This window comes from Nostoc sp., assembly GCF_036919495.1.
Classification (GTDB): Bacteria; Cyanobacteriota; Cyanobacteriia; order Cyanobacteriales; family Nostocaceae; genus Nostoc.
The window spans coordinates 12,155-34,915 of the sequence record NZ_JBALBZ010000175.1 but is presented as its reverse complement, the minus strand read 5'-3'; the positions used below and the strand labels follow the sequence as shown (position 1 = coordinate 34,915).

Annotated in this window: 21 protein-coding genes; 8 read left to right on the top strand and 13 right to left on the bottom strand. The window is 41.9% G+C overall.

The features are described from left to right. Positions 1-250: 250 nt before the first annotated feature. Both V7K25_RS25590 and cax read right to left on the bottom strand, forming a co-directional pair. Complete coding sequence (locus V7K25_RS25590; RefSeq protein ID WP_335161825.1) at positions 251-1,393, bottom strand: serine/threonine-protein kinase; 1,143 nt, start codon at positions 1,391-1,393, stop codon at positions 251-253. A 220-nt stretch (positions 1,394-1,613) separates the two neighbouring features. Continuing rightward, positions 1,614-2,705 (bottom strand): calcium/proton exchanger, encoded by a 1,092-nt coding sequence (gene cax / locus V7K25_RS25585; RefSeq protein ID WP_335161823.1) that lies wholly within the window; start codon positions 2,703-2,705, stop codon positions 1,614-1,616. Between the two features lie 527 nt (positions 2,706-3,232). Here cax and V7K25_RS25580 point away from each other — a divergent pair. Further along, complete coding sequence (locus tag V7K25_RS25580) at positions 3,233-5,974, top strand: DUF3536 domain-containing protein (RefSeq protein WP_335161821.1); 2,742 nt, start codon at positions 3,233-3,235, stop codon at positions 5,972-5,974. Between the two features lie 69 nt (positions 5,975-6,043). Here V7K25_RS25580 and V7K25_RS25575 read toward each other — a convergent pair whose 3' ends face one another. From V7K25_RS25575 to V7K25_RS25545, 7 genes are all read right to left on the bottom strand, one after another. Beyond that, positions 6,044-6,316: a hypothetical protein gene (locus V7K25_RS25575; RefSeq protein WP_335161819.1), complete on the bottom strand. Its 273-nt coding sequence runs from the start codon at positions 6,314-6,316 to the stop codon at positions 6,044-6,046. 36 nt (positions 6,317-6,352) lie between these two features. Then, a complete protein-coding gene (locus V7K25_RS25570; RefSeq protein WP_335161817.1) occupies positions 6,353-6,598 on the bottom strand; it encodes an HNH endonuclease in 246 nt (81 codons plus the stop codon). A gap of 7 nt (positions 6,599-6,605) precedes the next feature. Further along, the gene (locus V7K25_RS25565) at positions 6,606-7,703 is read right to left on the bottom strand and encodes a Gfo/Idh/MocA family protein (protein ID WP_335161815.1); all 1,098 of its coding nucleotides are present in this window, start codon (positions 7,701-7,703) and stop codon (positions 6,606-6,608) included. Between the two features lie 536 nt (positions 7,704-8,239). Beyond that, on the bottom strand, positions 8,240-8,575 hold the full coding sequence (locus V7K25_RS25560) for a XisI protein (protein WP_335161813.1): 336 nt from the start codon (positions 8,573-8,575) through the stop codon (positions 8,240-8,242). Further along, positions 8,563-8,982, bottom strand: coding sequence for a XisH family protein (locus tag V7K25_RS25555; RefSeq protein ID WP_335161811.1), 420 nt, complete (start codon positions 8,980-8,982; stop codon positions 8,563-8,565). The genes V7K25_RS25560 and V7K25_RS25555 overlap by 13 nt, the downstream gene beginning before the upstream one ends. 288 nt (positions 8,983-9,270) lie before the next feature. Then, complete coding sequence (locus V7K25_RS25550) at positions 9,271-11,481, bottom strand: O-linked N-acetylglucosamine transferase, SPINDLY family protein (RefSeq protein WP_335161809.1); 2,211 nt, start codon at positions 11,479-11,481, stop codon at positions 9,271-9,273. A gap of 118 nt (positions 11,482-11,599) precedes the next feature. After that, positions 11,600-12,154: a type IV pilin-like G/H family protein gene (locus V7K25_RS25545; RefSeq protein WP_335161807.1), complete on the bottom strand. Its 555-nt coding sequence runs from the start codon at positions 12,152-12,154 to the stop codon at positions 11,600-11,602. Positions 12,155-13,010: 856 nt separating this feature from the next. Here V7K25_RS25545 and V7K25_RS25540 point away from each other — a divergent pair. Both V7K25_RS25540 and trxB read left to right on the top strand, forming a co-directional pair. Then, positions 13,011-13,211, top strand: coding sequence for a DUF2887 domain-containing protein (locus V7K25_RS25540; RefSeq protein ID WP_335161805.1), 201 nt, complete (start codon positions 13,011-13,013; stop codon positions 13,209-13,211). A gap of 88 nt (positions 13,212-13,299) precedes the next feature. After that, a complete protein-coding gene (trxB, locus tag V7K25_RS25535; RefSeq protein WP_335161829.1) occupies positions 13,300-14,670 on the top strand; it encodes a thioredoxin-disulfide reductase in 1,371 nt (456 codons plus the stop codon). 73 nt (positions 14,671-14,743) lie between these two features. Here the strand turns inward: trxB and V7K25_RS25530 are convergent, their stop codons facing one another. Together V7K25_RS25530 and V7K25_RS25525 are read right to left on the bottom strand one after the other, a co-directional pair. Beyond that, the gene (locus V7K25_RS25530; protein WP_335161803.1) at positions 14,744-15,079 is read right to left on the bottom strand and encodes a XisI protein; all 336 of its coding nucleotides are present in this window, start codon (positions 15,077-15,079) and stop codon (positions 14,744-14,746) included. Next, positions 15,067-15,456, bottom strand: a complete 390-nt coding sequence (locus V7K25_RS25525) for a XisH family protein (RefSeq protein WP_335161801.1) — start codon at positions 15,454-15,456, stop codon at positions 15,067-15,069. Before V7K25_RS25525 ends, V7K25_RS25530 begins: the two co-directional genes overlap by 13 nt. 227 nt (positions 15,457-15,683) lie before the next feature. Between V7K25_RS25525 and V7K25_RS25520 the strand changes: the two genes are divergently transcribed. The 4 genes from V7K25_RS25520 to V7K25_RS25505 all read left to right on the top strand — a co-directional run bounded on the left by V7K25_RS25520 (position 15,684) and on the right by V7K25_RS25505 (position 18,632). Next, complete coding sequence (locus tag V7K25_RS25520) at positions 15,684-16,580, top strand: ABC transporter permease (RefSeq protein ID WP_100901440.1); 897 nt, start codon at positions 15,684-15,686, stop codon at positions 16,578-16,580. Between the two features lie 80 nt (positions 16,581-16,660). Continuing rightward, a complete protein-coding gene (locus tag V7K25_RS25515) occupies positions 16,661-16,870 on the top strand; it encodes a hypothetical protein (protein ID WP_335161798.1) in 210 nt (69 codons plus the stop codon). A 181-nt stretch (positions 16,871-17,051) separates the two neighbouring features. Beyond that, a complete protein-coding gene (locus V7K25_RS25510) occupies positions 17,052-17,972 on the top strand; it encodes an ROK family protein (protein ID WP_335161796.1) in 921 nt (306 codons plus the stop codon). A gap of 3 nt (positions 17,973-17,975) precedes the next feature. Next, entirely contained in the window at positions 17,976-18,632 is a 657-nt protein-coding gene (locus tag V7K25_RS25505; RefSeq protein WP_335161794.1) for a type I restriction endonuclease subunit R, read from the top strand. A 2-nt stretch (positions 18,633-18,634) separates the two neighbouring features. Here the strand turns inward: V7K25_RS25505 and V7K25_RS25500 are convergent, their stop codons facing one another. Then, positions 18,635-19,057 (bottom strand): hypothetical protein, encoded by a 423-nt coding sequence (locus V7K25_RS25500; RefSeq protein WP_335161792.1) that lies wholly within the window; start codon positions 19,055-19,057, stop codon positions 18,635-18,637. Positions 19,058-19,151: 94 nt separating this feature from the next. Then, a complete protein-coding gene (locus V7K25_RS25495) occupies positions 19,152-20,789 on the bottom strand; it encodes a CTP synthase (protein ID WP_335161790.1) in 1,638 nt (545 codons plus the stop codon). Positions 20,790-20,863: 74 nt separating this feature from the next. Here V7K25_RS25495 and V7K25_RS25490 point away from each other — a divergent pair, with 74 nt between their 5' ends. Beyond that, positions 20,864-22,630: an N-acetylmuramoyl-L-alanine amidase gene (locus V7K25_RS25490; protein ID WP_442948117.1), complete on the top strand. Its 1,767-nt coding sequence runs from the start codon at positions 20,864-20,866 to the stop codon at positions 22,628-22,630. The last annotated feature ends 131 nt before the right edge of the window (positions 22,631-22,761 follow it).

Genomic DNA, 22,761 nt, shown 5'->3' with positions numbered 1-22,761 from the left:
TGCTTAGTAGTGTAGATTTTCATCTCTGAAGTCTGTTTCTTTTCAACTCAGCATTGCTGAGTCTTTTCTTGTTGCCTAGTCTAAACTCCAGTTTTTAGGGAACTCCAAAAAAATTTCAGAAAGAGGGTAATGAGTGTCTCAATCTCAGTTGTTTTATACGATGGTCGTATTATTGGCTATTCCAACCTTAAGTTGAATGACCCATCAATGGGTGTACTTTCAGGACAATTTACGCCGACATCCAATGATTTCAAGAATTGTTATTACCAAGATATTTGGCTTTTAATTCTTCTAATTCTTGATCTATTTCATTTTTACTAGAAGGCTGAGATGTAGGGTTTGGTGGTTGTATTTTATTTGGTTGAGGTTTGTTACTACCCAAAAACTGGGTTTTCATTTGTTCTAATTCTAGATCAATTTGACTAGGAGATGGCGATATAAAAGCAGGTGGAGAATTGGGTGGCGATTGAGGAATAGGTTTTGGTGAAATCGCTGGCGTGGGTGCTACTTGTGACTGTTGATTTAAATCTTTGAGAACTTCATCTACTGTTTGATAACGCCGAATTGGAATACTTTCTAACATTTTGTTGAGAATGCGACTCAACTGATTACTAACAGGAGTTTTCAAGTATTGCTGCCAAACCCAAGTATCGTTGTTGGTATCATAGGAATCGAAGGGCGATCGCTTAGTTAATAAATTAATACAAGTAGCACCCAAACTATAAATATCGCTGGCAAATACAGCCCTACCTCTCATTTGTTCAGGGGCAACATATTCTGGACTACCAATACTTGTACCAGTTTGATTTAAGGCAGCGCCAGTGGCAGATTTAGCAGCACCAAAATCTACTAATACTAGTTTGCGTTGGGCATCACTCTCACGAATAATATTTTCTGGCTTAATATCACGGTGAATTACGTGTCTAGCATGGCAAAATTGCAATACTGATAATAAATCATTTAATAGTTGCCGGATTTGGATTTCATTGAAAGCACCCCTATGTGCCAATTCCTGGGCTAAGTTTTGCCCGTCAATAAATTCTTGTACAAGATACTGCCGGTCATCTTGGGTAAAATATGCCAATAGTTCGGGAATTTGAGGATGTTTGCCCAATTCATCTAACTGCACAGCTTCTTGATTAAATAACTCTACGGCTTTGGCCAGAGTGTTAGTGCCTTGGGCTTGGGGATAAAATTGCTTAATTACGCAGCGTGGTTTTGAAGGTTTATCTTCATCCACAGCTAAGAAGGTTTTGCCAAAACCACCTTGTCCGATTGGTTTGATAGCACGGTAACGTTCTTTGAGGAGTAACTTAGAACCGCAAGTCCGGCAAAACTTGACATCATTAGGATTTTCAGGCTTGGGACAATGGGGATTAAGGCAGTAGCTCATATAGGCGATCGCTCTTATATCTCTTTATTTTACTGGCGTTGAGGGTAAGGACTTCCGCGAATGGGTTAAACTATGAGCGATATCTACGATGGGCTACGCCTACGCACTACTAACTAGTACAGAGCGGCGGAAATCAAGCTACCATTTTAAACAAGCAAAAGCCTTGATATACAAAACTTTTGACTTTTGATTTTTAACTTTTGACTTCCACCTTGCGGTACTATCCTATACCTTCCATAACTGGATGAAAGTAGAAGGCAAACCCCAATACTGTATAAGCAGCTAATAATAAAGTGCCTTCGAGCCAATTGGATTTACCATCAGAACTAATACTGTTGGCAATCAACACTGACACAACTACAGCTACTAATTCAAAGGGTTTGAAGTCCAAATCCATTGGTTTACCTAATATCCGCCCCGCTATTACCAACACGGGTGCAACAAATAGGGCAATCTGCATACTTGATCCCACAGCTACCGAAAGGGAAAGATCCATTTTATTTTTCATCGCCACGGTGACTGCTGTAGCGTGTTCAGCCGCGTTACCGACGATGGGAACCAATATCACCCCTGTAAACAGCGCCGTCAAACCTAGCTGAGATGTGGCCACTTCCAAAGAATCTACTAGCATTTCTGACTCAAGTGCCACTAGCAAGGTACATACTAGCAACACACCAACCCACAACATCATATTTGGTTTTGCGTGAGGCGTTTCCTCTTCTTCTGTCTCCGCTACACCCACATCATAAAGATAGGAATGAGTTTTCATTGAAAATAGCAGCGTTAAGGCATAAACCAAAATTAATACTACAGCAACAGCAATAGAAAGATTTTGCAGTGTTTCTTCGTTAATTCCTTGAGAAGTGTAATTCATCGCCGTTGGCATCAAAATGGCAATCACTGCCAAATTCATCGAAGCAGCATTCACCCGCGCCACAATTGGCTGAAATGTCTGTTCTTTGTAGCGCAGCCCCCCCAAAAGCATGGAAAAACCCATCACCAGTAGTAAGTTGCTAATAATCGATCCCGTAATACTGGCTTTGACTACATCTATTAACCCAGCGTTCAGTGCCACTAGGGCAATGATTAGTTCTGTAGCATTGCCAAAAGTGGCGTTTAACAACCCCCCTAAGGATGGCCCCACTACAACAGCAATTTCTTCTGTGGCTGTACCCATCCAAGCTGCTAAAGGCAGAATTGCTAATCCAGCTGTAATGAAAACTACCAATTCTCCCCACTCCAGAAGGTGGGCTGCTACAGAAACCGGGATAAACAGTAGTAAAACGATAAGAATAATGTTTTTGGTTGACATTCGTTGTCTTAAGTTGAGGGTATCATTCACAGCGAGCAATCCTAAGTTTTAAGTTTGGAGTGTTGAATTAACAATCACTTTCATATCAGCACTTCCATAGGATACTCTCAACCACCTATAGAGCAATTCAGAAATTGTACTGTTTTCAGTTCACTGCTGTGTATGTAAAATAAAATTGCGATATAATGAGTTTTTGTAATCTTTTGTTGCAAAAGTATGAATTTGAGCCAAAATTTTACATCAAAAATGGGGTTTAATATATTAAAAGACAATTAAAATTTTGATTAGCGCCCAAGAAGAGAAAACCCCTAACTAAGGTTTTGTTCAATGGCTAATTACTTTAAGCCTTCAGGGAAAGGGCTGTGCGATAACGCAGATTTCGCACTACAATAAAACTGCCTTGTCAAAAGTTTGGTTGGATTCCATAGTTGTCGTTTATACCGGATTTTGTGTGAAAACCATTGGAGAAAGGTTTACGCACAATATTATCGGTGCAACTGCAAGTTTTTTGTTTTGGATAAATATACATGACTTCTGCTGCTGAAATGCCAGCTAGCTCTGGCTCAACGTTAACATTACATTCAGATCCAAATAACACCAAAGAAACCGATCCTCTGAGAAAGGCTAATGGTGTTTATGTGACGGTGCATGGTCATTTTTACCAGCCACCAAGGGAAAACCCTTATCTGGACGCAATTGAACGCCAACCGAGCGCTGCACCTTTCCATGACTGGAATGAGCGGATTCATTGGGAATGCTATCGTCCAAATGCCTTTGCTAGAGTCTTAAATGACCAAGGCGAAGTGGTGGGGATCGTCAATAATTATGAGTATTTCAGTTTTAATATCGGGCCAACGCTGATGTCGTGGCTAGAACGCTACGATGTGGAGGTTTATCAGCGGATTTTAGAGGCGGATGCCAAAAGTAGCGATCGCTTGCATGGTCACGGGAATGCGATCGCGCAAGTATACAATCACATCATCATGCCTCTGGCGAATGAACGCGACAAATATACCCAAATTCGCTGGGGTAAAGAAGACTTCCGCTCCCGCTTTGGACGCGATCCCGAAGGCATGTGGCTGGCAGAAACTGCTGTAGACTACGCAACCCTAGAAGCTCTAGTTGCTGAGGGTATTCGCTTCATTGTCCTTGCACCATCTCAAGCACTGCGTTGCCGTCCCCTCCCTACTCCAGATTATCCCCATCCTGAATGGATTGAAGTAGGCGGTAGTCAGATTGATTCTACCCGTCCCTATCGGTGTTATTTGAAGCCCACACTAGACACTTCATCTTCACCTCTGAGTGCGATGGCCTACGCCCCGCCGGAGGCGATCGCTACTAGCCCCAACGATGGTAGTAAAGAAGAATTACCCTACATTGATATCTTCTTCTACGATGGGCCGATATCGCGGGACATGGGTTTTAGTGATGTGGTTTATAATTCCAGTCACTTTGCCGGACGTATCGGTTCGGCGGTGCGTGGGGATCATCGTCTGGCACAGTTGATTTCTGTGGCAACAGATGGGGAAACCTTCGGACACCACAAAAAGGGAACTGAGAAAACTTTAGCCTACGCCTTTACTAAAGAGTTTCCTCAACAGGGTTGGACGGTAACGAACTTTGCCCACTACCTCAGCTTAAATCCTCCCAGTTGGGAAGTGGAATTGAAGTCAGTCACAGCCTGGAGTTGTGCCCACGGTGTCGGCAGATGGGAGGATGACTGTGGTTGCGGTGGGGAAGGGGGTGTTTGGCATCAGAAATGGCGCCGTCCCTTGCGGGATTCCCTAAATTGGCTGCGGGATCAACTAACTGAGGTGTATGCAGAACATGGTAGACAGTTATTTCGCGATCCCTGGCTAGCACGAGATGAATATATCCAAGTATTGCGCGATCGCTCTGCTACCAATGTCAACCGTTTTCTCGCCCGTCATCAAACCCACAAACTAACAGCAGCCGAACAAGTAGACGCTTTGCGCTTGTTAGAAATGCAGCGTCACGCTTTGTTGATGTTCACTAGTTGCGGTTGGTTTTTTGAAGAAATTTCCCGTCCAGAGGGGACACAAATTCTGCGCTACGCCGCCCGTGCTTTGGAATTGGCAGGGGATGTGGCTGGTGTGCAGTTGGAAAAAGGCTTTGTCAAACGGCTTGGTTTAGCCCCCAGTAATGTGGATCAGTTCAAACACGGTGCGGAAATTTATCGGCAACTTGTGTTAACTGCCCAGCTTGGCTTTAAGCAAGTAGCAGCCCATTACGCTATTACTTCCCTATTTACCAATCAGAAACCAGCAGAGGCGCACAATTCGTTACCGAGAAAAGATGCTGCTGACAAACAGTCTCAGCGTTACCACAAAAAGGTTTATTGCTATGCAGCCAATGAGTTAGATTACCAAATGCAACGGATGGGATCGCTAACTCTGGCTATAGGAAATTTAAAGCTGGTATCAGAGATTACTTGGGAAAGTGAGCATTTGGTATTTGCTGTTCTGCATTTGGGAGGTTGGGATTTCCACTGTGGCATTCAGCAATTTACCGGACGGCGTAACTATAGCCAATTAAAAGAAAAGCTGTTTGGGGCGCTAAAACAAGCTAGTGCGGCTCATACTATTTTGGCGATGACACAGCTATTTGGAGAAGAAGCTTTCAACTTACAGAATCTATTTGCTGAAGAACGCCATCGGATTATGCGACTGCTTACCGAGGAAACACTGACACGTTTAGGACAGTTGTATACCCAAGCATACCGTGATAATTATGGTGTGCTGATGGCGTTTCATCGAGATGAAATAGCAGTACCACAAGAATTGCAGGTAGCAGCAGATATTGCTTTAGGGCATCGCTGTTTGATGACATTACGATCGCTTGAGCAAGATATCGCTGATCCCCAAAAGAGTTGGAGTCACATCTTAGAATTGGAGGCGATCGCTACTGAAGCAAAACATCTGCGTTGTCGGCTGAATATTCCCGACGGTAAGCAGATGTTAGAACAGTTAATTGCGCGATCGCTTTGGCAATTGTTGCACGATGCCAATGGTAGTTTTAATGCAGATATCCAAATATTGGAACGATTGATTGATGTCGGGGATCATCTAAATATTGATGTTTCTCTACAGCGATCGCAGGAACTATACTTTAGTTGTCTGCACAGTCAGATAGGGCCGGTATGTATCACTAGCGTTGATAATGAAGCAGATAATCAGTGTCTTCAGTTGCTCAAGTTGGGCAAAAAGTTAGCCGTTGATGTCAGCATGATCTCAAGTCAATTGGTATAGATATACAGTAGGGTAAAAATTTCACATAGAGAGAAGGGGAAAATTTTCCCCTTTTATTTTTTATATCCTTCATTTAATCTGAGAGCGATGTCTAATGACAAGCCGCTTTGCGTCTACGCAATGGTAGGGATAAAGCCACTCACACCTGAAGAGTCCGTGGGTATGTTTCTCAAAAAAGGTTCCTGCATGGCGTCCAGGTGATATGTCGATCCCAGCTTTCGTTTTAATCTCATATAACCAGGGAAAGGCTACTACTAAAATAGCTATGCCAGCGAAGAGGTAGAGAATCGTAGTTCTAATGTTGAGGAATCTTAGGGAATTGCTATTGTGATTTTGTGGCATAGATAATCAGAAACTAATAGCTCATTCAATCCTAACCTAAAGCTCAAAATATCGCCGGAAGCGGGTATCAATGTTGTCTGTTTTCTGTTGATTGCAGGTTAAACAAAGGGTTTGTAAATTGCTGATATCATTTTGACCTCCACGGGCAAGGGGAGTGATATGGTCAATGCTGAGGTTAGTTTCTATAGTAGTTTTACCGCAGCTTTGGCATTGGTATTTGTCACGCTGAAAAACGTATTTTTTTACTTCTGGCGGGATACGAATCCGGGGAGTTTTGCTCATTTTTTCTCTAATTGCTAAGAAATTCTTCCAAACTTGGAACATTTACCCAACTTGCATTTTGATGCGATTCATGAGACAAATCCATCAACAACTGAGAATAAATTCCTTCTCGCAACGATGGTGTAATTTCCTGGTTGCGGTCAATTCCTTGTACCCATTGATCTACTAAGCGGATAAATGCCGAAATGCGCCCATCAGCATAATTTTTCGGAAAAATTAATCGATTCGGTATTTCTATTTCCGTTAGAGGTTTACCTACCTGCGAACCCCAAACACGAAAACCATGTATATAATCCTTTTGATTTTCACTGCCCACAATTAATGTACCGCGATCGCCATATACTTCTACCCAATGAGTTCTTGGTGCGTGAACTACCGCACTGATAGAAAGTTGGCAAAGTGTACCGTTTGCTAATTCCAGCGTTAATATACAGTTGTCATCTGTATCCACTGGCTTCGATTCCCCACTAACAGGGTCAACTCGTGTAGGAATAGCAGTGGTTAAATGGGCATTTAATCTACGGACTGGCCCGAATAACCAGTGAATATAATCGAAAGCGTGGGAACCCAAAGATCCCAATGCACCGCCTCCTTTCTCCTTATCAGAATACCAATTCCAAGGGCGTGAAGTATCAGCACGAGAAGAACCCAACCAATCAATTTTAATTAGGCGTAACTTACCCACATAATCTTCTGACAATAATTCAGCAAACAACTGCCATCCTGGTACAAAGCGAAATTCAAAGTCTACAGATGCAATTACACCTTTGTCTTTAGCTAACTGATAAAGTTCTTTAGCCTCAACTACATTTAAAGTTATCGGTTTTTCCAATAATAAATGTTTCTCAGCTTGCAATACAGTTTTTGCCATTTCATAGTGCAAAAAAGGCGGCGTAGAGATGCTAACTGCTTGCACTTCTGGCAATGCCACAATATCTGTAAGTGAATCAGAGGCGTGGAGGATCTTATAGGATTCTGCTATAGCTTTAGCTTTATTTATATCTCGGTGATAAACAGCAACTACCTCAGTTTGAGGATGTGCTTGGAATCCAGGGATGTGGACTTTTTGACCAAATCCAGTGCCTGCGATCGCAATCCCAATCATATCATTATATACTCCTCTAATTATCCAATTTAATTAATAAAATCATTTCATTTATCATATCTAAAATATTTAATCTTTATGGCTCTCTCAGACTTCGGTTGATAAATTAATACTAAAAAACGGCTGAAAAAATTGTTATAACAAGGTTTTTCTCAAATAGAATCAAAGAATTTCATCAAAAGGGAGCATCCCAATTTTGCCAAAAGGTACAGGACTGACACAAAAACCCTGTACAAACTTCTTTCCTTGGCGCTCTTGGCGTCCTTCTCTGCGAGACGCTGCGCGTTCGCGTAGCGTTCCGTTGGCGCAGCCTCTCGAAGAGAAGGAAAGGCGGTTCGTTATTTCATTATTGTTCTAAGCCAAAATCCCATATAAAAAAAACTTGCACATTTGGAATGCTCCCAATAAAAATACGCTTTGTTCTGTTGAATTCCTTACTATGTAAGGATTTAACCCTATATCAAGTATTAATTTGCTATAACTAGTTTAGGAAAACCTAATAGTTTAGCATAACAAGTACTGAAGAACCAATTATTTTAACCCACTGCATATTCTGTAAACTTCCTCATGAAAGGAGACTGAAACCCTAACACAATATCCTCTTTAGGAACTCCCATCGTTACCAAATTTGCTGCTATATCATCTTCTGTACCATTCCATTGGAGCCAAATTTTATCACCTTTAATATCAATATGGATGATGCAACTATGCACCCAATCTTGACCTTCCCAGCCTACGTGGACTATTTGGTAATGGTCACGTTCTATATCAAAAATATTCTCAACGTCTATATTACTGTAAGCAGGTTTTTGCTCACTATACTCCTGTAATATTTGCTGTACAATCTGGCGATAGTGGGCTAGTTTATCCATTTGAAAATTACCTCTTGCTCTACATCATAAATAATCATTTTGACTTGATTTTCTTCAATCATGGCTTGGGGAAAATCAAGTTGAAAAAATGTTTTATAAGTTGTTAAAGGTACTGCTAAATACAAAAAACGCTCTGGCTGTCGTCGCCTTAATGCGCCTCTATAGTTGATAAACTGTCCTAATGCTGTATGAAATTCTGAGATTGCAGATGATTTCTCCAATAAACTTTTAACTTCAACAGCAATTTTTTCTCCTTCTCGTTCTGCCACAATGAGTTTTTCAGCAGCTAAATCAATAGATACATTCACACCACCCACGCCAATTGAGAGGGGGTTATGAGTAATCTGCCAACCATCCTTCTGTAAAGCTTTTTTAACAACTTCATGAAAGACATCTTTAGCAGACATATTTATCCACAATTGTATTTCTTCTTTTTATATTACCTCTTAAGCCTGCCATAAAACATAAGCAAGCACCTTATAGATATATAGTAGTCCGTTTTGATTTTTGAAATTATTTGTGTAGGTAGGGAGTACGGAAGAAGCTTTTTCGGGGTGTACTGATTTTTTTCAAAAATCAAATACGATTCCTATAAGTAGGATGGCGTAAAGAATTAAAGGTTTGTAGTGTACCCCTGCGGGGAAGCAAGCTACGCGTAGCGTCTCGTAGTGAGAGCTTCAGCCCTCACTACGAACTTATCTTTTCTCAAGATACCTTTGCCACATTTGCTGGTAAGCCTTCTCCATTTCACGCGTAAACTGCTTACCATTCCACAGTGGTGCTGTCTGTCGAGATGCTTTCAACTTCAAAGCCACCTGCTGGCGTAAAGCTTCATCTTTCCCCAAACGCACACCCCACTCTACATACTCTTCATCAGTCCACGCAATACCTTCTGTGATACCAGCATTCATCATCATGGTGTAGCTATTTCGGGCGGCAAATTGCTGTCCAACTCTGCTTACTAAGGGAATACCCATCCAAAGTGTTTCTAAAGTTGTCGTCGCGCCGTTATAAGGATAAGTATCTAATACAACATCAGCAATGGCTAAATTTGCTCTGTGGACAGCCTCAGAAGGATCTAAGTCTAAAAATCGTAGACGTGAATATTCTACACCCTCTTCTTCTGCTAACTGCATAAAAAATTTCTGCACAGCTTCAGAGTCTGCTACCCCTTTAATTAAAAAATAGCTATTAGGCACTTCCTTGATAATTCTCATTTGCAAGCGTGCTGTATCAGGATGGCGCTTAAATCCTCTTTGAGCGCTCAGAAAAACTACAGCATTACTAGGAATATCTAAAAAGTCTCGTCGTAAAGTTGGGACACCGATTTCAAAACCATCCACCGCTATATAAGTTTGCGGTAACCGCCAAATTTTTTCTGTATAGTACTCCTGAGCAGAATCGGGTAAAACATAAGGGTCAGCAATAAAGTAATCAACTGCTGGTATTCCTGAAGCATCCCAACCCAACCAAGTTACTTGTACAGGTGCAGGTTTAAGCGCCATTATTTCACAAGTAACATCTAGAGTAATACTATCCAAGTCGATTAAAATATCAATTTCATCTTCGTAGATTTTTTCAGCAATGTCATCACTATAAATTCCTCCTAGATAAGCTTGATTAAATTGCTGAACATACCATTCTTGCAATGAATCATCTACTTGTTTATAATTTATAAAATATCCATAAATATCAAACTGTTCACGGCTATGGTGTTGAATTAGCCACCTCGCTAACCAGCCAACTGAATGCCTAGATAAACAATGAGATAAATAGCCAATCTTTATTTGCTTATTTCTATTATGTGAACTACGTTGTTTATATCGCTGAACTTTTTCAGTAGCATATTCTTGCACGTTAAGCTGACAAAGTTGCGCCACTTGATTCTGAATTTGTCTATTCTGCTGTGGATTATCTTGTAAGTAAGGTGCATAATAGTTGGCATTAAATAGACGCAGTACTCTAGCAGATTCAAAATTTATAGGTTTTTCTTCTATTAAAGATTTCAGTAAAGATTCCTGCTCTAGGAAAACTGTACACGCTTCGTTCCAATAAGCAGGAGCTTCCATTAATCCTCGCTGTATTAGATGTTTAGCAAAGACTTGATCGGTTAAATTCTTTGAAAGTGAATAGCATAATTTAGCAATTTCTATTCCTTGAGAATAATTGTAATCTTTTAGATAAAAACTTGCGAGATGGCGCAGAAGTTCTGTATTTTCAGGTTCCAGCCGTAAACATAGCTCAACCAATGATATTGCTACTTTAGGTTGCTGCATAGAATGGGCAATTTTAACTGCGGCTGGCAGCAAAATATTAGTGAAAAATTGAGGCTCACTAACATGGGTTAGACAACATTCTGCAAACTCTAGAACAGAGGGATGCAAAGGGTCATCATTGATGATATTGCCCAATACTTGCAACAATAACTCAATATCTATAATTGCTTCTGACTGAATTAACTCAATTACCTCTAGGGAAGTTAATTCATCACCAGTAAAAGTTTTTAGCTTGATAGATAGCTGAATCAAATAGAGAAGATTATTCACATATATAGGAGAAATTTCTCGTATATGTTGGCGAATTGCCCAAGCAACTGAATAATCTGCTAGTGTCTCTCTGCGTTCGGCTTCGGTTTGTAGAACATTTATCAATTCTACAGTCCATTGCTCAACTTGTTCGGCTTCTCTCTCCTCCATAGCCAGCAGCCAAGTCATTTGCGCTTCTGCTTCTTGTCCCTGCAATAGCAACATTAAGCCTAAGTTCCAGTAATGAGATTTCACTTCTGGTTCTGTTTCAATAGCTTTTTCATAACAGCTAGCAGCTTGAGTATAGTTACCTTTGAGAAAATATTGCTGGGCTTGCTGCTCTGATGGGGTGATGTTAGTAGGAATTTGGACAAAAGTCATAGTCAAGAATTTTCAGGATAGTACTAGTACTATTCCCAGAATTGAGAACAAAATTAAAGTGGGTAGCATAAACTACCCACTGTTATAAACCTTACAATTGGATATAGAACTCAAGTTATTACTTAGAAGTCAACTCTGCATAGGCGGTGTTACAATTTGGCTGTACTGGAGTGCCTGATGAAGCTCCAGCTGGGCCAAAAGTTGCAACACTACTACTCTGATCACCAACATTATTAGACTGGCATAACACAGCTAGAGTAGTTGCTTCACTGGTAGATGATACTGTTGATTTAAGAACAACACCCTGGTAAGATTTGAGCACAGACTTCAGAGATATAGCATTATTGGCAACTAGAGTAGTATTCCCATTAATAGCGTATGCATAATTCTCAGTTTGGGTTCTAATACCAAGTCCCAACTGATCCATTGTACTAGTGAAAGCAGCATTTTCTAAAAAGTATGCTTGTTGAGCGCGGTTCATTGAACCACTATACTGTTTCGCTTCTGACTGCTTGGCTTTGTTAGCTTGGTTCAAGAAAGAAGGTAGAGCAATAGCTGACAAAATACCGATAATAATAATTACTACTAGTAATTCAATAAGTGTGAAACCTTCGTTTTCCTTCTTTTTGCCGATGATGTGTTGGAGAAACTTTGCTTTCAATTCGGTTTTCATAAGTGTTTTCCCTGGTGTAGGAAGTAGTTGTGTGTTCTAGATATAACTTACCCACTGGTATTTGGTTTCATATCACCCCACCTCAAAAATTTTTTCAACTATTCAACTGTGTTTTTATTTATATTGCGATCGCGCTAGATTATTAGGCTATTTTCCTTATCTAGAAAGGGTTATATCAGTTGCAGACTCTCCAATCCCGGTATTGTTCAGTTAAAGAAAGCTATCTGTTGAGGCCATCTGGGGAGATAGGATTGATACTGGTTACGGGTTATTAAAGATCGCCTAACCCCTTTTCCAACTTACGAAGACTCTATGGGAGAGTTGACAGGTTGGAATGTACTATACATACTTGCTTATGAAAATACATGAAAATTGAGCAAGAGATGGATTGAACTATGCAGATTACTACGAATTATGCCATTAGGCTTTACTGGCATAAATTGCGGCGATTGAATTACTTTCAAATTGACTTAAATCAGATGTTGGACTGGGCATTGAAGTTGCTCCTCATACTAACTTTGTTCTGATGCTTCCCACCATTACGCCAACTCTTGTTGAGAGCTAAGACATACCTGCGAACATTTGCCATGCTGTTCAAGCTAGCGGTACGCCCAACCTTGAGTATTCCCAACTTATGAGGATTTCTATCACAATATTTAAGAGTCAATTAGAACTGGATCAGGTAAGTTAGATTGTCGCCAAACACTGTTCTGTAGAAACCAGTGTGGAAGGCGTTTTTGCTCGTGGCGATAATTCTTGCATCCAGACAAAAGCGCACCAACATTACTGAACCACTGGTGTTAACCAAGGGTTAGATTCTCAACTTGGATTGTGAAAGCGCCTTATTCAAACTCAGGTGACCATAACTCTGATATTGTCAGTTCCCAACCTGGTAGCAGGGGAAATTTTTGTTTACTTTCGTCAATCTAAACCCGCAAACTCAGACTGGTACGCAATTGTTATTTACGATCGCCGCATTCATGAAACCCCACCTCACCCGCGCTATCAGGTTTTAGTAGAACAACTTCTACGCAGTGTTGAGCGCATAGTACCGTAGGCATTTGGCGATCGCTTACCATCTGACGTAGCCAATCACAGTTTGTTATGCTATATTAAACGTAGTCGTTATGAGTTTGTATATGGTCATGACTAACCCCACAGTAGAAAATTTAGTAATTATCGGTTCTGGGCCAGCAGGTTACACAGCTGCTATCTATGCCGGACGCGCTAACCTGAAACCCGTTGTATTTGAAGGTTTCCAAGCCGGGGGATTACCTGGTGGGCAACTAATGACAACGACAGAAGTTGAGAACTTTCCAGGGTTTCCCCAAGGGATTACCGGGCCGGAACTGATGGATCAGATGAAGGCGCAGGCGGAGCGGTGGGGGGCTGAACTATATACTGAAGATGTTATATCAGTTGACTTGAGTCAGCGTCCATTTACAGTGCGATCGCAAGAAAGGGAAATTAAAACCAACAGCATTGTCATAGCTACGGGTGCAACTGCAAAACGTTTGGGTTTACCCAATGAACATGAATTTTGGAGTCGGGGTATTTCCGCTTGTGCAATTTGCGATGGTGCAACACCAATTTTCCACGGTGCAGAATTAGCTGTAATTGGTGCTGGCGACTCGGCGGCGGAAGAGTCAATTTACCTCACAAAATACGGTTCTAAGGTAAATATGTTGGTACGCACCGATAAAATGCGGGCTTCTAAAGCCATGCAAGACCGCGTTTTGAGCAACCCGAAAATCCAAGTGCATTGGAACACAGAAGCGGTGGATATCTTCGGTAACGGCCACATGGAAGGGGTGAAAGTCCGCAATACCAAAACTGGTGAAGAGAGTAAACTGCACGCTAAGGGTTTATTTTACGCCGTTGGTCACACTCCGAACACCTCTCTATTTAAAGGTCAGTTAGAACTGGATGAAGTAGGTTACGTTGTCACTAAGCCTGGTTCTGTAGAAACCAGTCTAGAAGGTGTTTTTGCTGCTGGCGACGTCCAAGATCATGAGTTTCGGCAAGCAATTACGGCTGCGGGTACTGGTTGTATGGCGGCGATGTTGGCAGAACGTTGGTTGTCGTCCACTGGCTTGATTCAAGAATTCCATCAACAGCCAGAAACAGCCGTTAATGAATTAGAACATCAGCCAGCTAAAAAGACTGAAGCTGAGGAAGAAGCTGGATTTAAATTGGATGGAACACGCCATGAAGGAGGTTACGCTTTACGGAAATTGTTCCATGAAAGCGATCGCTTACTCCTTGTTAAATACGTCTCTCCTGGTTGTGGCCCTTGTCATACTCTGAAGCCAATTTTAAATAAAGTGGTGGATGAATTTGACAGCAAAATTCATTTTGTAGAAATTGACATCGACAAAGACCGAGATATTGCTGAAAATGCTGGTGTGACAGGAACACCAACGGTTCAATTGTTCAAAAATAAGGAACTGGTGAAGGAAGTCAAAGGTGTGAAGCAAAAGAGCGAATACCGCCAGTTGATTGAAAGTAACCTGTAAGAGAGAGAATAGGGCATGGGGAAGACTGTGCCCAATACCCGCTACAGTTGGCTTAAATGTTAGCTTTAATAAGTTAGGCAATAGCATACCCTGTGTGTTGCCTAACATTTGGCGGGTGAAATCCCAAGACAATTTTCTCTTTGGGAATTCCTGCTGCTATCAATTCGTAGGTTACACTATCTTCTGTGTCATCCCGTTGCACCCAAATTTTGCCATCAATAATATCAAGATGAACTAAGCAACCATGAATTCGCTTAACACCATCCCACCCTAGCGTTATCAACAAATAACTGTCATTTTCGGTGTCAAAGACTACTTTACATTCAATAGCTGCGTGCGAATAAGGAATTTTTGTGTAGGGTACTAATACTTCTTTGATGATACGTCGATAATTATCTAAGGTATCCATTGAATAATCCTCTCAGTTTCTGGATTAAAAACGAGTAACTTGAGATTCTCTGTTTCTATTAAAAGTGTACCAATTGGTTCTTCAAACAAAGCTATAAATACGTTGTCGCGCACTGCCAAATATAATGTTCTTTCTGGTTCCAACCGATGGATAACAGCACGATACATGATAAATCCCCCAATAGCATCTTTAAGGTCTGCCATTTCTGAAGGACTAACAAAACTTTTTATTTCTATAGCTAAGAGTTGTTTAGCTCCTAAATCTACATACATATCTTTTTGACCCCACTTTAAATGTAAGGGGTCATCTGTAATTACCCAGCCTTCTTTAACTAAGGCATTCTTAACAGCGTTATGATAAATATCTCTTGCAGGCATTTCAAAATATATTAAAATCTTTCTTGACTTGGAATCATTTACCTTTGTGATAATACTTGGCTAGTAATTTATCTATAGCAAAAAGAAGGCATAATCTTACCTCTACCTCAGTCTAGCTCTGTATTTACTGTGAAGCCGCAGGATTTTTATTCACAATGTTTACGCAATCCCCTATCTGAATATGTAAAATAGTCAGCGTATCAAGCTTTGATCCAGGCGATCGCTTTATGGCCATTACAAAACGGCGACTACCGACATTTTTACAGTTTGGCAACAGTCTCAATCTTTCGCAAAAACTCATGCTCATCGGGTTAGCCATTACCCTATTTTTCATCTTCCTGGCATTTTTCGCTCCCGTATTCCAGGCTTGGGGATGGCTGCAAAACCCTAAAGATTTTCTCTCTAATCCAATTCACGAGCCACCCTCAGCTAAACATTGGTTTGGTACTAGTCGTTTGGGTTATGATGTGTTCTCCCGGACGTTGTTTGGCGCTCAAGCTGCTTTGCAGGTGGTGATTTTGGCAACGGCGCTGAGTATGATTATCGGTGTGCCTTTGGGGATGCTGAGTGGTTATCTCGGTGGAAAATTGGATAAAGTGTTGCTGTTTATTATGGATAGCATCTACACTCTACCGGGACTACTGCTATCTGTGACACTGGCGTTTGTGGTGGGGCGTGGGATATTAAATGCAGCGATCGCTATTAGCATTGCCTACATCCCCCAATATTATCGCGTTGTTCGCAACCACACTGTGAGCGTGAAAACTGAAGTCTTCATCGAAGCTGCTCAAGCAATGGGCGCTTCCACTTGGGTTGTGCTTTCTCGTTATCTATTTTTCAACGTCATTCAAAGCGTACCCGTCCTATTTACACTCAACGCTGCTGATGCGATTTTGGTGTTGGGCGGTTTGGGTTTTTTGGGGCTAGGACTTCCCGAAGAAGTGGCAGAATGGGGACATGATTTAAAACAAGCCTTAGAAGCTCTACCTACTGGCATTTGGTGGACTACACTTTTCCCTGGTTTAACTATGACATTCATGGTGGTAGGGTTATCACTACTTGGTGAAGGGTTAAATGAATTTGTCAATCCCCGTTTACGAAGAGAAAATAGAATCCGAAAGTAGTCATTGGTCATTGGTCATTGGTTTTGGACAAATGACAAAGGACAAAGGACAAATGACAAATAAACAATAGAGAGATTTGTATGAAAGATAATCTAACGTTAATTGCTGCCGCTACTGGCGGGTTTATCCTTTCTGTTGCTCTTGCTGGTATCTTAAGAGGTGCGCCAGTTACAGGTTGGCAAGAGCAATCGAGTTTTCGTACCACAACTGTTGCTAATTTACAGAGAGCGGAGTTGAAAGCCCCTCGTCTTAAAATCGGTGATGAAAACGACTCGCACTCAATAGAATAGATAGAAAATTTAGATTATAATTTTTTCGCGCTAAGAGGCTAAGTACAGACTTGCGGAAAATAATGGCGAATTGAGGGGTGAAATTTAAACGCAGAGGGGAGGCAGCGCGTTGCGGGGGTTCCCCCCGTTGTAGCGACTGCCGTCGCGCAGAGGTAAACGCAGAGGGTACGCAAAGGTTTCTATGGGTTGGTGTGAGGATTTTAAAGTGGTGAGTTCTCAAGTAATTGGCATTGATGTCGGGGGAACAGCGATTAAGCTGGGGCGTTTTTCAGATGATGGTACTTGTCTGTTATCTTTGACTGTGGCATCTCCCCAACCGACAACGCCGGAGGCTGTGCTGGCGGTTATGGTAGATGCGATCGCTCAAATTGATCCAGATAATCAAGCTGTTGCTATTGGTGTTGGGGCTCCAGGCCCATCTGATGCAGCAAGACGCATTGCTAAAATCGCTATTAACTTACCTGGATGGATCGATGTGCCTTTAGCAGATTGGTTAGAAGCTAAAACTGGCAAACCGACTGCGATCGCTAATGATGCTAATTGCGCTCTTTTGGGAGAAGCTTGGCTAGGAGCCGGTCGCCATTTTCAAAATCTGATTCTGCTAACTTTAGGTACTGGGGTTGGTGGCGCAATTATCCTTGATGGCAAACTATTTGTTGGACATCAAGGAGCCGCCGGGGAGTTAGGTTTAATTTCATTAAATCCTGATGGCCCAATTTGTAATAGTGGCAATCAAGGCTCTTTAGAACAATATGCTTGTGCTACTGCAATTCGCCGTCGCACTCTCAAAGAACCCGTCGAATTGGGTTTTCTTGCCCAACAAGGAGATACCGCAGCATTGACTTTTTGGCAAGAATATGGTAGAGATTTGGGGATTGGTTTGACGAGTTTGATTTATGTACTCACACCACAAGCGATCGTTATTGGTGGCGGTATCAGTGGCAGCTTTGAATTTTTCTTACCAGCAGTGAAGGCAGAAATCGAGAAGCGAGTTCAGCCTTTATCACGAGCGGGTTTACAAATATTGCCAGCGGAGTTAGGCAATTTTGCTGGGATAGTAGGTGCAGCGAAGTTGGCATGGCAACACTATTCAGAATTTTAGATTATGGTTCAAAAAATCCCAGCTAGAGACATCAGTCTTTACGAATTAGAAGAAAAATTTGGTTTGCAACTTGCCACAGACACCAACTTCTTTACAGAGTGGACAGAAAATTTACCAACTCTGACTGATGGTGAAAAGCAAGCGATGTCTACGACGGGCTACGCCTACGCGCGAGTAAAAAGTAACTATTTAAACTTGAATAAGCACCGTCTAATGTCAGAAGAGGCGGTAAAAATGTTAGTGCTGTCTCCTTTACTCGATTTAGCTGGGTTTTATCAACCTCCTTTTGAGATTGAAACCGAGACTTCTGTTGAGATTTCTGCTGAAGACGAGAGCTTTATCGTTAAAGGAAACATTGATGTTCTTGTCATCCAAAAACGTTTTTGGGTACTTGTTATCGAATCTAAAAGCAGTAAATTTGATGTGATGACAGCCCTACCTCAAGCACTCGCTTATATGCTTGATCAGCCAAATTCGACACAACCAACTTTTGGTTTACTAATCAACGGTAGGGAATTTGTTTTTGTTAAATTGATTCAACAAGAATATCCTTGGTATGCACGTTCTTATGCGCTATCAATTGAACGTGATTCAGAACTACACCAAGTACTCAGTGTATTGAAGCGCCTTGGAGAATTAATTGTAATTCGTAATTCGTAATACTAAGACAAAGAATATCCAGTTGCTTTCTTAACGTATTTCACAACTTTTTCATAAGATTCAGGATTACTCACAGGGTTGATGATGATAGGAATAGTGCCATCTGGCAACCAAAAAGTTATCCTGCCATTCGGTTCATGACAAAAAGAACTGATGCAGTTGAGATTAATTACATATTCGTTTTTATCGTAATAGATTTTTACCCAGTGGGCATGATCTAATTCCAATCCAGTCACACATTCTAAATAATTGAGGATCTTTTGATAATCTTCCAAGCTACTTTGCGGGTTAATCACTATCGGAATGGCACTATCGGGTAACCAAAAAGTAACCCTGCCGTTTAGTTCATAACAAAAAGCATGGACACGTTCAAAATTCACTACATATTCTCTCCTTTCGTAAAGGATTTTCACCCAGTACGCCACAACATTTCCCCAAGTCCGAAATTTACGAATGATGCACCCTGTATATCCAAGTCTACTGAAGCCTTAAGGTAATGTTGCAATTAATTATCAATTGTTATGACACTTCCAATGGTGTTGGTGTACCTAAAGTTGAAAGAGAAAGAGCGATCGCTGCTTGAATAAATCCTTTAAATAAAGGATGAGGGCTACTGGGGCGCGATTGAAATTCTGGGTGAAATTGGCAAGCAAGAAAGAATGGGTGCTTGGGTAATTCCACTATTTCAACTAAGCGTCCATCGGGAGAAGTACCACTGATCACGTAGCCAGACTTTAACAACAAATCGCGGTAAGCAGTGTTAAACTCATACCGATGCCGATGTCGTTCATAAATTACATCTTCTTGATAAAGCTTAAAAGCCAGTGTATCAGGGAGAACACGACAAGGATATAGCCCTAAGCGCATTGTACCCCCTAAATCGACTACTTCCTGCTGTCCTGGCAATAAATTAATTACCGGATCAGATGTATGAGGGTCAAATTCAGCACTATTAGCACCTGTTAATCCCCCTACGTGCCGGGCCCATTCAATTACAGAACATTGCATACCCAGGCATAAACCTAAAAAGGGAATTTGGCGATCGCGCGCGTATTTAATCGCGGCAATTTTGCCATCCACCCCCCGAACCCCAAAACCTCCTGGCACAACTATGCCATCGACACCCTCAAGATAAGTTTCGGGCGGTTTCGTTTCCAAATCTTCTGAATTCACCCAACGCAGGCGCAGTTTGCCATAAGTGGAAATTGCCGCATGGTTTAATGCTTCCACTACAGATAGATAGGCATCACTTAACTGCACATATTTACCGACAATGGCAATTTCTAACTCATGTTTGGGACTATGTAACCGTTGTACCAAGGTTTGCCACTGCGTCAAATCTGGTTTGCGCTGTTCCATTTGCAGCAAGTTCAGCACTTGTTCTGCCATTCCTTCCCGTTCTAGATTCAGGGGTACTTCATAGATACTTTTGGCATCTTGGGAGGTGATGACGCATTCTTCCGGCACATCGCAAAATCCAGACAATTTCTGTTTTAATCCCTTGGGTAAGGGGCGATCGCTCCGACAAACTAAAATATCTGGTTGAATGCCAATGGATCTGAGTTCTTTAACTGAATGCTGTGTTGGCTTCGTTTTCATTTCACCCGCAGAAGCAATCCACGGTACCAGAGTTACGTGCATATACAGCACATTTTGCCGTCCTACTTCTTTGCGGAACTGGCGAATTGCTTCCAAAAACGGTAGTGATTCAATATCTCCCACCGTACCGCCGATTTCTGTAATTACTACAGATGGGTTTGTACTTTTAGCAACTCGCAGAATCCGTTCTTTGATTTCATTAGTAATATGAGGAATAACCTGTACTGTTCCGCCATTGTAGTCTCCGCGCCGCTCTTTATTAATAACTGCCTGGTAAATCGAGCCAGTCGTTACACAATTTAACCGCGACATCGAAGTATCGGTAAAGCGTTCGTAATGCCCCAAGTCCAAATCTGTTTCTGCACCATCCTGGGTAACAAATACTTCCCCATGCTGAAAGGGACTCATTGTGCCAGGATCGATATTGATATAAGGGTCAAGTTTGAGAATCGACACAGAATATTCGCGCGACTTGAGCAAACGCCCTAGACTTGCTGCTACAATGCCCTTACCAATACTGGAAACTACGCCTCCAGTTACAAAAATAAACTTAGTCATACTAGTTTGAATTTTTAACAACTTCTAAAAATACATCCCGCCATTGTGCCACAGTTGTTGTGGTGTAATCTTCTATGATTGAGCTTGTGAAAAACCTTTTAGGATTAGTAATATTAGGCTGTATTGTCACCTCCTCTGTAGCACTGGCAGAGCCATCTCTTAAAGTCGTTTTTCCCGAAACAAGCTACCAGACGAGTTCCCAAAAAATCTTTTTTCTGGGGACTGCACCACCAGATGGTCAGGTTTTGATCAATAGTAAGCCAATTAACCGCAGCAAAGCAGGTCATTTTTCCCCTAGTTTCCCCTTGCAGTTGGGGGAAAATCTTTTTACTGTGCGTCACGACAATCAAGAACTCCAGATTAAAGTGACAAGGCTTCCCACTGATCCTGAGCTACCACAGGGGTTAGCCTTTGCTAAAGATTCCCTGGCTCCCGCAGTTGACATTGCCAGACTACCGGGAGAGCTAATTTGTTTTAGCGCCATCGCACCCCCTAACGCTAGCGTATCTGTCAAGTTGGCTAATCAAACTATTGCCCTTCCACCCCAACCTCAACAGGCACAACTACCAAGTAATTTGGCAGCTTTGACAGGGCAAAATCAGCCTTATGCCCAGTCTAGCGTAGGCAATTATAAAGGTTGCAGCACAGTCGCAACAGCCGCCGATCTGGGACAACCTCAGTTTCAACTAACGCTCAATGGCAAGACGATAACTCAACCAGGGACTGGTAAAATTCAAATCCTTTCAAGAGCAGAGTTGCCAGTTTCTGAGGTTACAGTAGAGTCAGGCGTGGCTCGCACTGGCCCAAGCACCGATTATTCCCGACTTACACCACTGCCCAAAGGCACACGCGCAACAGTAACAGGTAGGGAAGGTGAATGGTTGCGCCTAAACTATGGCGCTTGGATTAATAGTAAAGAAACGCGCATTTTACCTGGTGCAGTTCCGCCACAGACAATAATTCGCAGTGTCGGATACCGTCAACTCCCTGGTGCGACAGAGATAGTTTTCCCCTTACAAGTTCCCGTACCTGTGAGCGTGCAACAAAGTGAGGGTGCTTTCGCTCTCACTCTCTACAATACCACTGCCCAAACGGACATTATTCGTCTGGATGATGACCCCCTAATTTCTCGCCTAGATTGGCAACAAGAGGCTCCAGAACAAGTAAAATACACCTTTAACCTTAAAAAAGCTCAACAGTGGGGATATAAGCTGAGATACGACGGTACAACCCTGGTTTTGGCTTTGCGTCATCCGCCTAAGATCGGGAACACAAGACGCAAGCCTTTAGCTAATCTCAAGATTGTACTAGATCCTGGGCATGGAGGTAAAGAAACTGGTGCCAGTGGCCCAACTGGATATTTAGAAAAAGATTTGAATTTGGTGGTATCCAAGTTGCTGCGGGATGAGTTGGTGAAGCGAGGAGCAACGGTAGTGATGACGCGGCAGGACGATCGCGAACTTTCTTTGGCAGAGCGTCAGGCAATTATCAGTCAAGAAGAACCTGCGATCGCTATTTCGATACACCACAACTCCTTACCCGATGATGGCGATGCCGAAAAAACCAAGGGATTGGGCGCTTTTTGGTATCAACCCCAAGCCCAGAACCTGGCAATATTTTTACAGAAGTATGTAGTTAAAAAAGTCGGTAAACCTTCTTATGGTGTGTTTTGGGATAATCTGGCGCTGACACGTCCAACTGCTGCACCATCAATGTTGCTGGAATTGGGTTTTATGAGCAATCCCGATGAATTTGAGCAGATAGTGAACCCAGAGGTACAGAAGAAAACGGCAAATGCGATCGCTCAGGGAATTACTGAGTGGTTTAGGAGTGTTCGGTAGAAGAGCAATACTTTAAGCTTGTTAGGATATTTGTTTATTTGGAAGTTTCTAAGAAGGGAGTGTGTAAGCTACTGTTAAAAACTTATGAATACAGATACCTTTTTTAGGGACTTCAAAAAAATAGAATATTC

Bases quoted from the DNA above. Each gene is read 5' to 3' on its own strand.
- V7K25_RS25545 (WP_335161807.1), bottom strand. From the start codon at position 12,154: ATGAAAACCGAATTGAAAGCAAAGTTTCTCCAACACATCATCGGCAAA.
- V7K25_RS25520 (WP_100901440.1), top strand. From the start codon at position 15,684: ATGGCCATTACAAAACGGCGACTACCGACATTTTTACAGTTTGGCAAC.
- V7K25_RS25505 (WP_335161794.1), top strand. From the start codon at position 17,976: ATGGTTCAAAAAATCCCAGCTAGAGACATCAGTCTTTACGAATTAGAA.
- trxB (WP_335161829.1), top strand. From the start codon at position 13,300: ATGACTAACCCCACAGTAGAAAATTTAGTAATTATCGGTTCTGGGCCA.
- V7K25_RS25555 (WP_335161811.1), bottom strand. From the start codon at position 8,982: ATGTCTGCTAAAGATGTCTTTCATGAAGTTGTTAAAAAAGCTTTACAG.
- V7K25_RS25575 (WP_335161819.1), bottom strand. From the start codon at position 6,316: ATGCCACAAAATCACAATAGCAATTCCCTAAGATTCCTCAACATTAGA.
- V7K25_RS25550 (WP_335161809.1), bottom strand. From the start codon at position 11,481: ATGACTTTTGTCCAAATTCCTACTAACATCACCCCATCAGAGCAGCAA.
- V7K25_RS25530 (WP_335161803.1), bottom strand. From the start codon at position 15,079: ATGGATACCTTAGATAATTATCGACGTATCATCAAAGAAGTATTAGTA.
- V7K25_RS25525 (WP_335161801.1), bottom strand. From the start codon at position 15,456: ATGCCTGCAAGAGATATTTATCATAACGCTGTTAAGAATGCCTTAGTT.
- V7K25_RS25565 (WP_335161815.1), bottom strand. From the start codon at position 7,703: ATGATTGGGATTGCGATCGCAGGCACTGGATTTGGTCAAAAAGTCCAC.
- V7K25_RS25560 (WP_335161813.1), bottom strand. From the start codon at position 8,575: ATGGATAAACTAGCCCACTATCGCCAGATTGTACAGCAAATATTACAG.
- V7K25_RS25580 (WP_335161821.1), top strand. From the start codon at position 3,233: ATGACTTCTGCTGCTGAAATGCCAGCTAGCTCTGGCTCAACGTTAACA.
- V7K25_RS25510 (WP_335161796.1), top strand. From the start codon at position 17,052: ATGGGTTGGTGTGAGGATTTTAAAGTGGTGAGTTCTCAAGTAATTGGC.
- V7K25_RS25590 (WP_335161825.1), bottom strand. From the start codon at position 1,393: ATGAGCTACTGCCTTAATCCCCATTGTCCCAAGCCTGAAAATCCTAAT.
- V7K25_RS25515 (WP_335161798.1), top strand. From the start codon at position 16,661: ATGAAAGATAATCTAACGTTAATTGCTGCCGCTACTGGCGGGTTTATC.
- V7K25_RS25495 (WP_335161790.1), bottom strand. From the start codon at position 20,789: ATGACTAAGTTTATTTTTGTAACTGGAGGCGTAGTTTCCAGTATTGGT.
- V7K25_RS25570 (WP_335161817.1), bottom strand. From the start codon at position 6,598: ATGAGCAAAACTCCCCGGATTCGTATCCCGCCAGAAGTAAAAAAATAC.
- V7K25_RS25490 (WP_442948117.1), top strand. From the start codon at position 20,864: ATGATTGAGCTTGTGAAAAACCTTTTAGGATTAGTAATATTAGGCTGT.
- cax (WP_335161823.1), bottom strand. From the start codon at position 2,705: ATGTCAACCAAAAACATTATTCTTATCGTTTTACTACTGTTTATCCCG.